This window comes from Vibrio ostreae (assembly GCF_019226825.1).
Classification (GTDB): Bacteria; Pseudomonadota; Gammaproteobacteria; order Enterobacterales; family Vibrionaceae; genus Vibrio; species Vibrio ostreae.
On the sequence record NZ_CP076643.1, the window covers coordinates 1,140,507 to 1,155,655 of the forward strand.

Consider the following 15,149-nt stretch of genomic DNA (forward strand, 5'->3'; position numbering starts at 1 on the left):
ATTATGGCTTTGAGAAATTACGGTGTGATGTTATCTGACGTCAGAACCGCAGCCGATATGCCACAGTTACCTCTTCACTCGTTAGATTATTGTACAGTCAATGAATCAAGATAAATTTACTCATATCTATCGTCTGCCCGGGTCGCTGCAAATCCGGATTGCCAAGTGGCAAGCGACGTTTAGAGGCACTTCAGACATCGTTCTGCATAATGCGCTGATTGAGCGTAATAAGCAGTATCAAAAACCGGGCTTTCTGCCCCGGGGATGGTGTTTGTCTCCGTTTTCTGAAGACGATATTTCAATTACCCATCACGGTAGTTATATTCAAACCACCATATTGACCATGCTGGATCGAAAAGTGGCCTATAAGCGAGTCTATTTATCACGTATGCCACTTGAACAAGCTGAACCAGCACTGCGTGCATTTAAGCTGGAATGGATGCACAAATACAATCGTGTTTTGAAAAAATACAACCAGATCAAAAAGAAAGAGTTTCTCCAATTTGCACGTGAGGAAGTGGAAACACTCTACCCATCGCTGCCGAAAGGAGAGTTTGACCGTAACTTGTGGAATCGGTTGGTGATATCTGAGCTTGGACCGGAGAAAAAATTCTCTAATCCTTATTATGTTGTTAAAGCAGATTTTTGATCATCCGATTTGAGAACCATCGAAATTACGGTCGAATTTCATCTGCGGACAAAAAAAATGGCTCCCGCTGGTTAATTTCGCCTGATACATAGCTTCATCCGCTACACGCAACAGCTCAGCCATATCCTGACTCTGGTCAGGATAGAGGCTGACACCGATACTCACACCGACCGACAGGCTTTCTCCACCGATGTCCATAGGTGCACTCAACTGCTTAATCAGCCGTTGTGTTTTTTCCGCGACACCATGAAAGTCTTTGATTAAATTCAGGCACACCACGAATTCATCACCGCCCAGCCTGCCACTAAAATCAGACTCACGAATATTCGCTTCCAACCTGGTGGCGATTCGCGTCAATACTTCATCACCGACGTCATGCCCTTTGCTGTCATTAATCTCTTTAAATTTATCCAGATCGATAAACAGCACGGCAAGTTTGACTTGTGTACGTTGGGCATGCACGATGGCCTCGTGCAGATGTTCCTTGAACGCTCTGCGGTTCAACATACCGGTTAGCGGGTCTTTTTCTGAAAGGAATCGCAGTTGCTCTTTTTGTTGTTCAAGCTTGGCGGTCTGCCTGGCGACCTCTTGCTGCAACTCCTCACGCGTGATAATCGAGTTGCGTAAAGACTCTTTCATTTTGTTAAAGAAATGAGCCAGTGCCACAAACTCAGAATCTTGCTGTTTTAGCTCCAGTCGGCTGGCCAAATCACCTTGCGCCAGTTCAGTAATGCCCTCTTTAAACGCCGCGAAACCCGCTTTGACTCGTTTAAGAATTAAAAATGCAACGACACAGACCACGATGCCAAAAACTAATAAATGAATCGCGCTGAGCATTAATGATGAATGTTGGTTATCGGCACTTTGAGTAAGCACGACCTTTTGCAGGTAAAGCAGCTCTTCGGTCATATCCTGCACCAGCATGTTATATCTAGAATGAAGAAGCTCACTTGAAGCAATAAAAGATGTACTACTACTATGCTGCTTACCAAGGCTCAGGCCTAATGCGCGTTCTTTCTCCAGCAACGCCGCCAGACTGTCATTCATGCGCGTCAGATTATTGATATTAATGGTGAGGTCGGACTGACTCGCTAGCTTACGAGCCAGATTTTGCTGGGCAATGTAAACTTGCTCCAGGCTATTTGCGTCATCGTACTGCAGAAATATCCATAACTGGCTGCGAAGCATATCGACACTGCGTTGGATTCGCATTATCTGTTTCAACTCTTCATGGGTGTTATCTTGCTCCTGATGCAGATTGTCGAGTGAAACCGCAATTAACACCACCAGCATGGCTGTGGCACAAAATAGTAAGGTCAGTTTACGCGAGACAGAATTTATCATTTAAAAGACACCTCTGTCTGCAACACCCGCTCAAGAGGTTCGGATGAAAAATATCCCCGGTAATCTGGGAGTTTCCCTTTAACCAGTTTATTTTCAATCGCCCATCGTGCCTGAAGCTGAATATTAGATAATAGTGCATTACCTAAAGAAAGACGGAACGCATAATCCTGCCATGACCATTCAAGTTGATGAATGGGCACATTCAAATCTTTAGCAATCCACTGCCTTGATTCATCCGGATTGTCATGTATCCAGGCTATCGCTTGCTTGAGCGCTTGCAGCAAAGCAACTGAATGAGCCTCTGACTGTTGGGCGTGCTCCTTCATCGCCATCAGGTTGAAGGAAAGGTTATAAATCCCTACGATCCCCAAATTTATTAATTCAGAAGCAGAGGTCATTTCTGTGCGATAACCCCACGGCTCCCAAACCGAGATGGCATCGACATTAAAACCAAACAGAGCCTGATTCAGTTGATCGGGGCTCAAATATACTTTTTCCAGCGGCATTTGTTTCAGATTATTAGCAATCAGGATGGAGTCAAAATAAAACTCGCTGGCGCTGGCTTTTACTACACCCACCCTCTTACCGGCTAAATCACTGAGCTTGGACACACCACGGTTGGGAACCGTCAGCAACTTTAAATCGTTGTCGGAGCTGACAAAGCTGGCCAGTAAAACAAAGTCACTACGTTCAAAGCTTTTGAACATAGCAACCGATTCTGACGCTGTCGCATAGTCGACTTCTCCGGAAAACAGTGCCTCAGCACATTGCACACCGCCACTACAAGGGTTCAGCACAACATTAAGCCCCTGTTGCTCAAATAAGTTAAGCTGGTCGGCGATAAAAAATGGTGCAGACAGAGGCGTTTGAGAAACAGCTATGGTTATAGTCGGGAGCTGAACAGAAGAGAGCCCTTTGGCAGCACGCCAGAAAAAATAGACGAATACAACAATGATAAACGTCGCACATGTGCAGACTAAAATAAGCGACTTTAAGCGTGAATATCGGCGACTCATCCAACCCTGCCTCTGACAAATTTTGTTTTTAGTTATGTTGGCCCTAAATAGCAGTGTAGCTGGTTATTTGTGAACTGTGAGCAACAATCTTCACAAACATTTGAAGTTTTTGGCCGCATTAATAGCACGTTAATCATGTTTGTTCATGTTATTGAAAAATAGATAAAAAAAAGCGCCACTTATCGCATGGCGCTCTATATATCTTTAATTTTTATCATTTTAAATAGATGATGTGTTTGTTAGGTTGACAGAATACTTCATCAGACAGACCTGAATCATTAATGCTCTACGTTATTTGAGTGGTTACCAAATTCAACCTGCTGATAAATATCTGCGAGTGTTTTAGGCCTCGCTGAGACATTTTTACGACGTCGTTGCGGCTCAAATTCCTGTTCAACCTGTTTGAGCGTTTGTTCATGCTCTTTTGCTGACTCAATAAATTCAGGATCGGACATCGCCTTCTGGCGCAGGCGGTTGACGCGTTCGAGTGTATCCCAAAACATAAACACCTCCTTTACCACTGTGTATACATACAGGTTAGTAAAGCAGTATGGAAAGTCAAGAACCACTGTTTATTTACACAGTCTAAAAGGTTTAAGGTTTTCAATACAAAAGAAAAAACTGTAAATTTACGCTAAAAATTCAAGACAGCGCTGAAGCGCTTAACTGCCTATTGGACACGATTGCCTATTGAACACAATTGCGACCGCTGGCTTTACCGCGATACAACGCACGATCCGCCCCTTTCAACAACCCAAACGAATCCTGCACACCACTGCTACTGGTCGCGACACCCAGTGTGATGGTAATTTTAATTTCTTGCCCGTGATAACGAACCGTAAAGTCTTCTACCAGCTTCCTTAACTTGTTGGCTATCGATAGCGCAGATGTATAGTCGGTATTGGGTAACATGATATTGAACTCTTCCCCACCCATTCTGGCCAGAGTGTCATAAGGTCGAATGTGCTGTCTCAGGTGCCCGGTGACCTGTTGCAACACCGCATCCCCGGCATCATGGCCATATTTATCATTAACCTGTTTAAAGAAGTCAAAGTCGACAGCCAGAACAGAAACAGGTTGCTTCTCGCGTACACTACGTTGCAGTTCATCATGTAATTCAGTCATGAAATAACGCCGATTGTACGTCCCCGTCAGAGCATCGGTCGTCGATTCTTTTTTAAGCTGTAACTCGAGCTCTTTTTTTTCAGAAATATCGATAATCTGGCCAGACCAAATGACTTTACCTTCACTGGAGGAAGTCGGAATAGAATGGCCATACAACCAATGCAATTTACCATCAATCTCTACCCTGAATTCGCATTTCCAAGCTTCCAGGGTCTCTTTAGATTGCAAAGCACTGGCGCGCACCCTATCTACATCCTCCGGGTAAATAGCATCAAATACAGCGGTAGAATCAACTGCCGCTTCCTCCGGGGTAACGCCAAACATATCCTTCAACTTCTGGCTGGCGTAAGGAAAACGACTCGTTCCATCCGGCAAGTATTCAAATTGGTACAAGACCGCAGGTGATACTTTCGCTAACGACTGAAGGTGGTTGTTTAATGACACAAAGTCCGTGATATCAATGATTGAACCCAATACTGACGCACCGCGCTCATAATGAGAATTCATCATTCGCGCGCGATCAGCAAGCCAGATGTAGCGACCATCCGCACAACGGAAACGATATTCACATTCCAGAATCGAATCATCACGCCGGGAACGCCACTCTGCAACCCTTTGATTATATTCAGCAATGTCTTCCGGATGAATATGATTACGCCACCAATGCACCCGATTTATAATCTGTTCATGGCGGTAGTTAAGTAACTCTTCTACACCCTGGGTGATGAACTGAACCTGTTCATCATCGTCTGCGGACAGCTTATAAATAACTGCCGGACACAAGTCCATGATCATGTTGAGATCATGACTCAGCAGTTCATTCTGAGTCTGAATCAATTTATAACCGGTGATATCTATGTGTGCGCCAAGTATCCACTCTGGTTCACCCTGTTCCGTGAACGAAACGATTCGCCCGTAATCGCGTACCCAGACCCAGTGACCAGCCTTGTGACGCATGCGGACTTCGCATTCGTAAAAAGGAATCTCGCCGTGAAAGTGAGCCTCAAGTGCATCCTGGGACAATTTCAGATCATCCGGATGAGCCAGTTTGGTCCAGGTATTAATATCTGTCGGTTCTAGCTCAGCAAGGTGGTAACCAACAATTTCCGCCCAACGATCGTTAAACCGGGTCTCACCGGTCTGTACATTCCACTCCCAACTGGCTATCTGGGCACAATCCAACACATGTTTCATGCGCTGGATACGTAAAGCGGAGGGGTCCGCCGCATCTTCAAACTGGAGGAGAAATTGAGGATCACCTTCAGACGCTGTGCTTTTGAGGGTTGAAAGGGTCCCGGTATAGAGGATGCCATCAATCACTGATGTCACTTGCAGAGGTTCAACAGAAGGGAAAAAAGCCTGTATATCTTTTATAGCCAACGGTTCTTCACTACCAGTGGCAGTGAGATAGAGTTGGGATAAAGGCCCGCATGAGCCAAATTCGTTGGGAGAAAAACTCATCAACTCTCCCGTCCAAGTGAACAGCAGCGTTATTGTTCCTTTCACAGCAAGGTTCCTACTCAGTCACTTATTGTTACTTTTATCTATAGTAGTGTAGAAACCTATAAAACTCATACGAATGCCGTTCTGAATGATGCTAATTTTGCCAGCGCTTTCACATTCTCATATTGGAAACAACATCACATTGCGATCGATACATAACTCAAACCAAAAACAACGGGCCGATACTTTGTCCACAAAGATATCAGCCCGTTACTGTGTTTAATTTGTCTTGTTAATTGCCGACGCAGTTTACCTACTGGTTCTGCTTACTGATCCTGTTTACTGACCAGTGCCGCCATGACCGCCTCACGATTTTCTAGGTAATCATTCAGCCCCGCTTTACGCAGGTGACAAGATGGGCAATCACCGCAGCCGTCACCGATGATGCCGTTGTAGCACGTCAGTGTTTCATTGCGTACCAATTCCAGCGCGTCATTTTGGTCAGCCATCGCCCAGGTTTCCGCCTTATTTAGCCACATCAGTGGCGTGCGGATCTCGAGCTCACGATCCATTCCCTGCACTAATGCGTTATTCATCGCTTTGACGAAATCGTTACGACAATCAGGGTAACCAGAAAAATCGGTCTCACACACGCCGGTGATAACGGATTGTGCGCCGATTTGATAAGCGTAGATGCCCGCTAAAGTGAGAAACAGAATATTGCGACCTGGCACAAACGAATTTGGCAGACCATTTTCCTGCAATTCATGGGATACCGGAATATCATCGCGGGTCAGTGAGCTGATCGCCAGTTCATTAAGCAACCCCACATCCATGACTTTATGTGCGGCGACACCCAGTTTCTTTGTCAGCGCCTGAGCCACTTCAATCTCAAGCTTATGGCGCTGGCCATAGTCGAAGGTAATCGCATGGACTTCGTCGAACTCCTTGAGGGCCTGGACCAGACAAGTCGTTGAATCCTGACCACCACTAAAGACGACCACTGCTTTTTTCATGAAATTCACCTTATGCAATGCTGAGATATTTGTGAGTCTGAATAGATAAACGCCAGTTCCGCGCAATACAAGCGTCGATACACAGTTGTGTTGCTCGTGGTTTCTGGCTGATCGGCTGCAGCGCAACCACGGTTGATGATGGAACGTTAGCTCGTGCAAGCAGCTCTTCGAGATTGGTGATGTCTTTTTCAGTCGCCACCGGATGCTTAATTTCATTAGCACGCAACAGCGCCGAATCCACGACAGGAAGTTTACCTTTCATCGCTACTTTAGGTGACACTGTCACCCAGGTATTAGCACTGGCTTTGACTTCAAACGTACCGCTGGTTTCAATCTGGCAACGACAACCGATCTGCTCAAACGCCTGTGTTAAAGGCACCAGATCGTAAATGCAAGGCTCGCCGCCGGTGATAACGATATGTTTAGCCGAATACCCCTGTGAACGATAACGCTCGATGATCTGCTGAGCTGATGCGCTGCACCAGGTTGGATTGTCTTCGGTTTTTACCAAAATTTCATCAAAGGAACGCTCTTCGGCAGGCGTTGCATCCCAAGTCTGTTTGGTATCACACCAAGCACAACCCACAGGACATTCTTGCAGACGAACAAATACTGCAGGAACGCCGGTGAATACACCTTCGCCCTGGATCGTCTCAAACATTTCATTCACTTTATACAAGGTAACTTTGCCTAAACTTGCTAACTAAAAATTACAGGTCGCTGACCTTAAAGTATGCGTCGATGAAGGTCAATTCAAAACACTGCTGCGATCACAAAAATCATGGGATTAACTGGAGCGTTTTATGCTCAGCAATCCATATGGACAGTTCAAAAAACAGACTGAGTTTCGAGGTTCATTTTCACTCAAAACGCGCATTATGTCATATTTTAGGTATAATCTGGCGTTTGGACAGGTAAAGAATTTAGGTAAGACATGTATAAACTGATTGCGCTCGATATGGATGGCACCCTTCTAAACAGCCAGAAGCAAATTTCCCCACGAACCAAACAGGTAATTACTCGGGCTCGTGAGCAAGGCATTCGTGTTGTGCTGGCGTCAGGTCGTCCAATTGATGGTATCCGCAGCAAACTGGAAGAGCTGGACATCCGTTCCGAGGACGACTTTGTCCTGCATTATAACGGCTCGATTGTTGAAAACGTGGCAACTGGTGAGGTTATTTATCAGCAAATTCTGACCGGTAAAGACGCTAAAACGGTTGCTCGCCTGGCTAAAAAAATGGGCGTAAACACGCATGCATTCAGTCAGGTACATGGCCTTATCACGCCGAAGAACAGCAAATTCACCGAAGTGGAAGCTGAAATTAATGGTGTCACTATCACTGAGATGGATTTCGAACTGCTGGAAGATGATCACCCGATCATCAAAACCATGATCGTCGCTGAGCCTGAGCTGCTCGACAAAACCATTGCTAATCTGCCGCCGCAAATGCGCGAACAGTATACTGTCGTGCAGAGCGCAGCCTACTTTCTGGAGTTTTTGAATACGGCCAGCAACAAAGGCGTGGGCGTGAAAGCCATTGCCGACCATATAGGCATCCCTGCAGAACAGGTAATTTGCATGGGTGATGCAGAGAATGATCACCATATGCTTAAATATGCCGGCCTGGGTATCGCGATGGCTAACGCCATGGAAGAAACCAAAAAAATCGCCGACTATATTACTCTGAGCAACGATGAAGATGGTGTTGCAGCAGCGATTGAGAAGTTTGCGCTTAACAAAGAAACCTGCGAAGCATAAGCCTATCTCCAAACCAAAAAAATTAAGGCGGGATTGTTTCCCGCCTTTTTATTCGGCCTGCAGCCTGTGCTGTTAACTCTTCTCGCTGCCTTCACCAAGGACACGCTGCTGCCCTTGCAGTAAGGTGTATTGCTGCGTTCCCTTAGGAATCAGTACACAGACCCGTAACTGTTCCTGATGCGCTTGTTGCAGACGTTCTCCCAGTTGCGCCGCACTGGCAAATGCTTCCCTTTCAGCATCACGACGACACAAATCGATGAACTCAAAACGGCAGCTTGGCGTATGCAGCACCAGCTCAGCCTGTTGCATATAACGTAACGCTTTCAGCGGCAATAGTTCTACATCAGACCCGCATTCAATCCAGGTCACTTCGCCTTGCTGTGGCATTGGCTGTCTGATCAGATGGGTATAGGCACTTTCCAGAGCTTCACGATTCTTGGCATTTTTTACCTTTGGCAACGCAAAAAATTGCTCCCAGAATTTGCGCCGTTCATCAACCGTCGGTAACGCACTTTTGATCGAGTTGCGTTTAGAGGCACCGAAATCTGCCAGCAGGCTCAGATTTTGCGGCAGTACAGCTTCCAATGTCTCACGCACGTTGCGAATCAGCACTGGCGAGGCACCGCCACTGGAGATGGCCAGTTGAATCCGTCCTCTCTCAATCATCGATGGCGTGATGAAATCGCAATATGGCTGATCGTCGACAACGTTGACTAAAACACCGATCGATTTGGCATCTTTATGCACTTGATGGTTAAGGTCGGGATTATCAGTCGTTGCCCATACCTGAATGTACTCTTGAGTAAGTATTGTCGAGGTATAGAAGTTTTGAATCCATTGGCATTTGCCCTCATCGACTAAGGACTGCAGAGTCGGGGCAATTTGCGGGGATACAATGGTCACTTTGGCTCCGGCACGTACCAGGGCATCAATCTTGCGGCACGCAACTTCCCCTCCGCCCACCACAAGTACCGGTTTATTTGCTAAGTCCAGAAAAAGAGGAAAATATCGCATTTTATTTTGACCACAATCTAAATAACTATTCGTTTTATGCTACCAAAAACGGTGCAAAAAAATCACTACCATCGGGAGATGAAAAAATTTATCACCAAATTTTCTCACAAAACCAGAGATTAACTCCAAATCAACCCACTAAGAATGCGTGTTAATATTAAGTTAACAGTCAATAACGTATAACCATCCTGATGCACTATCGGTGTGCTCAGTTGCACTATTTACAACCGTGCAACATTTAGCCATTCTAACTACAGCTCAGGTAAACACTCTCAAACCAAATTCTTTTCTAAATTATACATTTGAGAAAATTCAATTCCTTACCTACGCTTATAAACGGTTAATTTTTAAACAGGCTACCACCGCCAGAATACAACCGAAATCTAATAAAAAACACTACATTTTGTGAACCCTACTTGCGGGCTCACTTGGTCAAATATGGATCATACAGGAAGGATACAAATGGCAAATAAACTAACACTTCTCGCTTCCGTCGTAGCGGCATCTACTGCCATGATGGCGAACACCGCATCAGCTGCTGAAAGCACCCTGGATAAGGTCTTAGAGCAAGGCGTCCTGACTTGTGGTGTAAGTACTGGTCTACCGGGCTTCTCAAACCCTAACTCCAAAGGTGAATGGGAAGGGATCGATGTTGAATATTGTCAGGCTTTGGCCGCTGCTGTGCTAGGTGACAAAACTAAAGTTAAATACGTACCTCTGACCGCAAAAGAACGCTTCACTGCTCTGCAGTCAGGCGAAATCGACGTGCTGTCCCGCAATACGACCTGGACTCTGCATCGCGACAGCGCCCTGGGCCTGAACTTCATTGGCGTTAACTACTATGATGGTCAGGGCTTCATGGTCAAGAAAGACCTCGGTATCAGCAGCGCCAAGGAACTCGACGGTGCATCTGTCTGTGTTCAATCAGGTACAACAACTGAACTCAACCTTGCTGACTACTTCCGTAACCAAGGTATGAGCTATAAGCCAGTAGTATTTGATACTGCAGCGCAAACTTCGAAAGGTTTCGATGCTGGTCGCTGTGACGTGCTGACTACCGACCAATCTGGTCTGTACGCACTGCGTCTGAACCTGCAATCTCCAGATTCAGCCATGGTACTGCCAGAAATCATTTCTAAAGAACCTCTGGGGCCAGTCGTGCGTCAGGATGATGACAAATGGTTCAACGTAGCCAAGTGGACACTGTTTGCTATGGTTAACGCAGAAGAATACGGCATCACTTCGCAAAACGCTGATGCAATGCTGAAATCAGATAACCCTGAGGTCAAACGTATTCTGGGTGTAGATGGTCCGAAAGGTTCAGGCCTGGGTATTCGTGACGACTGGGGCTACCAGATCGTGAAACAAGTCGGTAACTACGGTGAAAGCTTTGAGCGCACGGTAGGTAAAGGTTCGCCTCTGCAGATCTCCCGTGGTGTCAACGCACTGTGGAATGCTGGCGGCTTTATGTACGCGCCACCTATCCGTTAATGCAGAGTGTCCGTAAATAGACATTGACAACCTTTGGGCGGCTTAACACGCCGCCCTCAGTCAAAAATGGATATGAGGTTATCGCTGTATGAAACCTACCAATACTTCTGTGCCAAAGTCAGCGGCCCCTGCTGCGGCTAAGAGCACAAGCTTACTCTACAATCCCACTTTCCGCTCGGTCGTTTTTCAGATTATTGCTGTGTCCGTGCTGGTTCTTTTTTTCTACACCATTGTCAGTAATACGCTGAATAACTTGGAATCACGCGGTATCGCGACCGGTTTTGGTTTCCTTGACCAACCGGCAGGGTTCGGGATCGGCCTTAGTCTGATCGACTATGACGAAACCTACTCCTACGGACGTACATTTGTTGTAGGCCTGCTCAACACGGCGCTGGTGTCGATTCTAGGTATTATTTTCGCTACCGTCATCGGATTCATTCTGGGTATCGCCCGTTTGTCATCCAACTGGCTGGTCAGCCGGCTGGCAGCGGTATACATTGAAACGTTTCGTAATATCCCCCTTCTGCTTCAGATCTTCTTCTGGTATTTCGCTGTGTTACAGGCTCTGCCGTCACCGCGTCAGAGTATGAGCCTGGGCGAAGCGATCTTTCTGAACGTTCGGGGGCTGTACTTCCCGGCACCGGTTTTTGAATCCGGGTCCAATGTGGTGGTGATTGCGTTTGTTTTGGGCATTATTGCCACATTCGCTATCGGGGTTTGGGCTAAAAACAAACAAAAGCTCACCGGTCAGCAAACGCCGATGGGGCGCATCGCACTGCTGCTGTGTATCGGTCTGCCAGTGATTGTCTACTTTATTATGGGTATGCCAATTTCTGCGCAATATCCAGAGTTAAAGGGTTTTAACTTCCGTGGTGGTATCAGCATCATTCCTGAACTGGCTGCTTTATTGGTTGCATTAAGCGTTTATACCGCTGCCTTTATCGCAGAAATTGTCCGTTCCGGTATCAATGCGGTTAGCCATGGTCAGACCGAAGCGGCCATGTCGCTGGGCTTACCACGCGCTAAAACCTTGAAACTGGTCGTCATTCCACAGGCACTGCGCATCATCATACCGCCACTAACCAGCCAATATCTGAATCTGACCAAAAACTCATCACTGGCGATGGCGATTGGTTATCCGGATTTGGTGTCTGTGTTCGCCGGCACCACGCTGAACCAGACGGGTCAGGCCATTGAGATCATCGCCATGACCATGGGTGTGTATCTGGCACTTAGCCTTATCACATCAGCACTGATGAACCTGTATAACCGTAAAGTTGCTTTGGTGGAGAGATAAGATGACAACACATCAGTTTCAACCTAGCTTGCCGCCACCAGCAAACACCACAGGTCTGGTCGGCTGGCTGAAGAAAAATCTGTTCAATGGTCCGGTTAATTCGGTGGTTACTCTGATTCTGGCTTACTTTGCCATCTCAGGAATCTGGTCCGTACTGGATTGGGCAATCATCAAGGCTGACTGGATCGGTACGACACGTGATGCTTGTAGCCGGGATGGCGCGTGCTGGGTTTTCATCAGCGTGCGCTGGGATCAGTTTATGTACGGCTTCTACCCGACGGAAGAATTATGGCGCCCTCGCCTGTTCTTCGCCACGCTAGCTATCTTCGTCGCATTACTTGCGTATGAAAAAACGCCAAAACGTGGCTGGTTATGGCTGTTCTTTATCTTCGTCTACCCGTTCATCATGGCCACATTATTGTACGGTGGAGTCATGGGACTAGAGGTGGTAGATACCCACAACTGGGGTGGTCTGCTGGTCACGCTCATCATCGCTCTGGTCGGTATTATTGCCTCTCTACCCATTGGTATCGTGCTGGCACTCGGCCGTCGTTCAGACATGCCGGTTATTCGCAGCCTGAGCACGGTTTACATCGAAGCCTGGCGTGGTGTGCCGCTTATCACCGTACTGTTCATGGCTTCGGTCATGTTGCCGCTGTTCCTGTCTGAAGGCTCAGAAACAGATAAATTGCTGCGTGCCCTGATTGGTGTGGTGATGTTCAGCTCCGCCTACATGGCCGAGGTTACCCGCGGTGGTTTGCAGGCGATACCAAAAGGTCAGTACGAAGCTGCTGATGCTCTGGGTCTGAGCTACTGGAAGAAAATCGGCCTGATTATTATGCCGCAGGCATTAAAAATCACCATTCCGTCGATTGTGAATACTTTCATTGGTCTGTTCAAAGACACCAGTCTGGTGCTGATCATCGGTATGTTCGATGTGTTGGGCATCGGCCAGGCCGCCAATACCGATCCGGACTGGTTAGGTTTTGCAACAGAAAGTTATGTATTTGTCGCGTTAGTGTTCTGGGTGTTCTGTTTCGGCATGTCGAGATACTCAATTTGGCTCGAAGGCAAACTCCACACCGGCCACAAACGATAAGAAATGATTCAAGGAACGTATTATGACGCCACAAAACTCAAATGAAACCATGATCTCTATTAAAGACATGAACAAGTGGTACGGCGAATTTCACGTACTGAAAAACATCAACCTGGAAGTAAAGAAAGGCGAACGCATCGTTATTTGTGGTCCATCCGGGTCAGGGAAATCGACCATGATTCGCTGTATCAACCGCCTCGAAGAACACCAGAAAGGACAGATCGTTGTCTCCGGTAACGAGCTGACTGAAGATTTGAAAAACATCGAAGCAGTGCGCCGTGAAGTCGGTATGTGCTTCCAGCACTTCAACCTCTTCCCGCATCTGACGGTACTGGAAAACTGTACCCTGGCGCCTATCTGGGTGAAAAAGATGCCAAAAGATGAGGCCGAAGCGATTGCGATGAAATTCCTGAAACGGGTAAAAATCCCTGATCAGGCGGATAAATATCCGGGCCAGCTTTCCGGTGGTCAACAGCAACGCGTCGCCATTGCACGCTCTTTGTGCATGAACCCGCAAGTGATGCTGTTCGATGAGCCAACATCAGCACTCGACCCAGAAATGGTGCGCGAAGTACTCGATGTTATGGTGGAGCTGGCTGAAGAAGGCATGACCATGTTGTGTGTGACCCACGAAATGGGCTTTGCCAAAGAAGTGGCTGACCGGGTGATATTCATGGATGCCGGCGAAATTATCGAAGAGAACAATCCAAAAGATTTCTTCGAAAATCCGCAATCTGACCGGACACAGGCATTCCTTGCGCAGATTCTGCATCACTAAGTTGCTGACATGACTGGCTTGTAATCAAGCACGTATGCAAGTCGCAGACTGATGCAAATACCCCTTAAAGAGGCGAACATTCGCCTCTTTATTTTTTTGCGGCTATATCAATTTTAGCTCCACATTCACTTGGCATATCGTGCTATCTGGCCCCTCATTTCATTACAGCTGAGAATACAAAGCGACATTAGCGTGATGACTAACAATCATTTTTAAAAATAATATTATCAATCATACAATTAGTGATACGAAGCCAACCAAGGTGGTAATAGTGTGTTACAATTTGAACCCACAACAATTCGCCGTTTTTGGTTAAAATTTACGGTACGTGGATGCGGCAGAGACTTGAAAAATGGAACTTTTGCCCGCATAAATGGCCATATAAACATCACAACCTTTCTATGAGGAAGATTATGAACAGTCCTATGTATTCACGCACCTCGTCTTATGACAGTGCATTACAAACTAACAAGGTGCTGAGAAACACTTACGCACTGCTTTCAATGACACTGCTATGGTCTGCGGTTGTGGCTGGTATCTCAATGACGATGAACCTTCCTCGCCCAGGAATCATCATCATGCTGGTCGGTTTCTATGGCCTGCTTTATCTAACTGAGAAAAACCGTAACAACGGCATGGGTCTCGTTTTCACATTCCTGTTCACCGGTTTCCTTGGTTACACCATAGGTCCAATCCTGAACATGTACATCGGTGCAGGTATGGGCGATGTGGTTCTAACCGCTCTGGGTGGTACAGCACTGGCCTTCATGGGTGCGTCTGCTTATGCACTGACCACGAAGCGTGACCTGTCATTCCTGGGTGGCGTACTGATGGCTGGTTTTGTTGTTCTGCTGATCGGTATGGTTGCAAACATCTTCCTGCAAATGCCGATGCTTCATCTGGCAATGAGCGGCATGTTCGTGCTGTTCTCAACCGGCGTAATCCTGCTGACTACTCAGCAAATCGTACGTGGTGGTGAGACAAACTACATCTCAGCGACGGTGTCACTGTACGTGTCGATCTACAACCTGTTCATCAGCCTGCTAAGTATTCTTGGCATCATGAACGACGACTAAGCCTTTGCTGGCTAAGTGAGTTGCCGTATTGGAATTCGACGC

At 46.8% G+C, this 15,149-nt stretch carries 14 protein-coding genes; 7 read left to right on the forward strand and 7 right to left on the reverse strand.

Annotated features, from left to right (window positions below):
* Positions 1 to 100: 100 nt before the first annotated feature.
* Positions 101 to 649 carry an MSHA operon transcriptional regulator gene (locus tag KNV97_RS11255; RefSeq protein ID WP_136486580.1) on the forward strand — a complete coding sequence of 183 codons (549 nt, stop codon included), beginning with the start codon at positions 101 to 103 and terminating at the stop codon, positions 647 to 649.
* Here the strand turns inward: KNV97_RS11255 and KNV97_RS11260 are convergent, their stop codons facing one another.
* The 6 genes from KNV97_RS11260 to queE form a co-directional block, all read right to left on the reverse strand.
* On the reverse strand, positions 650 to 1,993 hold the full coding sequence (locus tag KNV97_RS11260) for a diguanylate cyclase domain-containing protein (RefSeq protein WP_218563129.1): 1,344 nt from the start codon (positions 1,991 to 1,993) through the stop codon (positions 650 to 652). It lies immediately after the preceding gene.
* Positions 1,990 to 3,009, reverse strand: a complete 1,020-nt coding sequence (locus KNV97_RS11265; RefSeq protein WP_218563130.1) for an ABC transporter substrate-binding protein — start codon at positions 3,007 to 3,009, stop codon at positions 1,990 to 1,992. The genes KNV97_RS11260 and KNV97_RS11265 overlap by 4 nt, the downstream gene beginning before the upstream one ends.
* Before the next feature lie 278 nt (positions 3,010 to 3,287).
* A complete protein-coding gene (locus KNV97_RS11270) occupies positions 3,288 to 3,512 on the reverse strand; it encodes a hypothetical protein (protein ID WP_218563131.1) in 225 nt (74 codons plus the stop codon).
* Positions 3,513 to 3,696: 184 nt separating this feature from the next.
* The gene (locus KNV97_RS11275; protein ID WP_218563132.1) at positions 3,697 to 5,640 is read right to left on the reverse strand and encodes a GGDEF domain-containing protein; all 1,944 of its coding nucleotides are present in this window, start codon (positions 5,638 to 5,640) and stop codon (positions 3,697 to 3,699) included.
* A gap of 263 nt (positions 5,641 to 5,903) precedes the next feature.
* On the reverse strand, positions 5,904 to 6,593 hold the full coding sequence (gene queC / locus KNV97_RS11280; RefSeq protein ID WP_218563133.1) for a 7-cyano-7-deazaguanine synthase QueC: 690 nt from the start codon (positions 6,591 to 6,593) through the stop codon (positions 5,904 to 5,906).
* A gap of 10 nt (positions 6,594 to 6,603) precedes the next feature.
* Positions 6,604 to 7,272, reverse strand: a complete 669-nt coding sequence (queE, locus tag KNV97_RS11285; protein ID WP_206208415.1) for a 7-carboxy-7-deazaguanine synthase QueE — start codon at positions 7,270 to 7,272, stop codon at positions 6,604 to 6,606.
* A gap of 255 nt (positions 7,273 to 7,527) precedes the next feature.
* On the opposite strand from queE, the gene yidA reads away from it, so the two are divergent.
* Positions 7,528 to 8,352, forward strand: coding sequence for a sugar-phosphatase (gene yidA, locus KNV97_RS11290; protein WP_136486594.1), 825 nt, complete (start codon positions 7,528 to 7,530; stop codon positions 8,350 to 8,352).
* A 72-nt stretch (positions 8,353 to 8,424) separates the two neighbouring features.
* Here the strand turns inward: yidA and KNV97_RS11295 are convergent, their stop codons facing one another.
* A complete protein-coding gene (locus KNV97_RS11295) occupies positions 8,425 to 9,366 on the reverse strand; it encodes a precorrin-2 dehydrogenase/sirohydrochlorin ferrochelatase family protein (protein ID WP_218563134.1) in 942 nt (313 codons plus the stop codon).
* 462 nt (positions 9,367 to 9,828) lie between these two features.
* On the opposite strand from KNV97_RS11295, the gene KNV97_RS11300 reads away from it, so the two are divergent.
* The 5 genes from KNV97_RS11300 (at position 9,829) to KNV97_RS11320 (ending at position 15,107) form a co-directional block, all read left to right on the forward strand.
* Positions 9,829 to 10,857 carry an amino acid ABC transporter substrate-binding protein gene (locus KNV97_RS11300; RefSeq protein WP_218563135.1) on the forward strand — a complete coding sequence of 343 codons (1,029 nt, stop codon included), beginning with the start codon at positions 9,829 to 9,831 and terminating at the stop codon, positions 10,855 to 10,857.
* 88 nt (positions 10,858 to 10,945) lie between these two features.
* On the forward strand, positions 10,946 to 12,154 hold the full coding sequence (locus KNV97_RS11305) for an amino acid ABC transporter permease (protein WP_136486601.1): 1,209 nt from the start codon (positions 10,946 to 10,948) through the stop codon (positions 12,152 to 12,154).
* Between the two features lies 1 nt (position 12,155).
* Positions 12,156 to 13,253, forward strand: a complete 1,098-nt coding sequence (locus tag KNV97_RS11310; RefSeq protein ID WP_218563136.1) for an amino acid ABC transporter permease — start codon at positions 12,156 to 12,158, stop codon at positions 13,251 to 13,253.
* A gap of 22 nt (positions 13,254 to 13,275) precedes the next feature.
* Positions 13,276 to 14,031 (forward strand): amino acid ABC transporter ATP-binding protein, encoded by a 756-nt coding sequence (locus KNV97_RS11315; RefSeq protein ID WP_136486605.1) that lies wholly within the window; start codon positions 13,276 to 13,278, stop codon positions 14,029 to 14,031.
* A 413-nt stretch (positions 14,032 to 14,444) separates the two neighbouring features.
* Complete coding sequence (locus tag KNV97_RS11320) at positions 14,445 to 15,107, forward strand: Bax inhibitor-1/YccA family protein (protein ID WP_136486607.1); 663 nt, start codon at positions 14,445 to 14,447, stop codon at positions 15,105 to 15,107.
* Positions 15,108 to 15,149 lie beyond the last annotated feature (42 nt).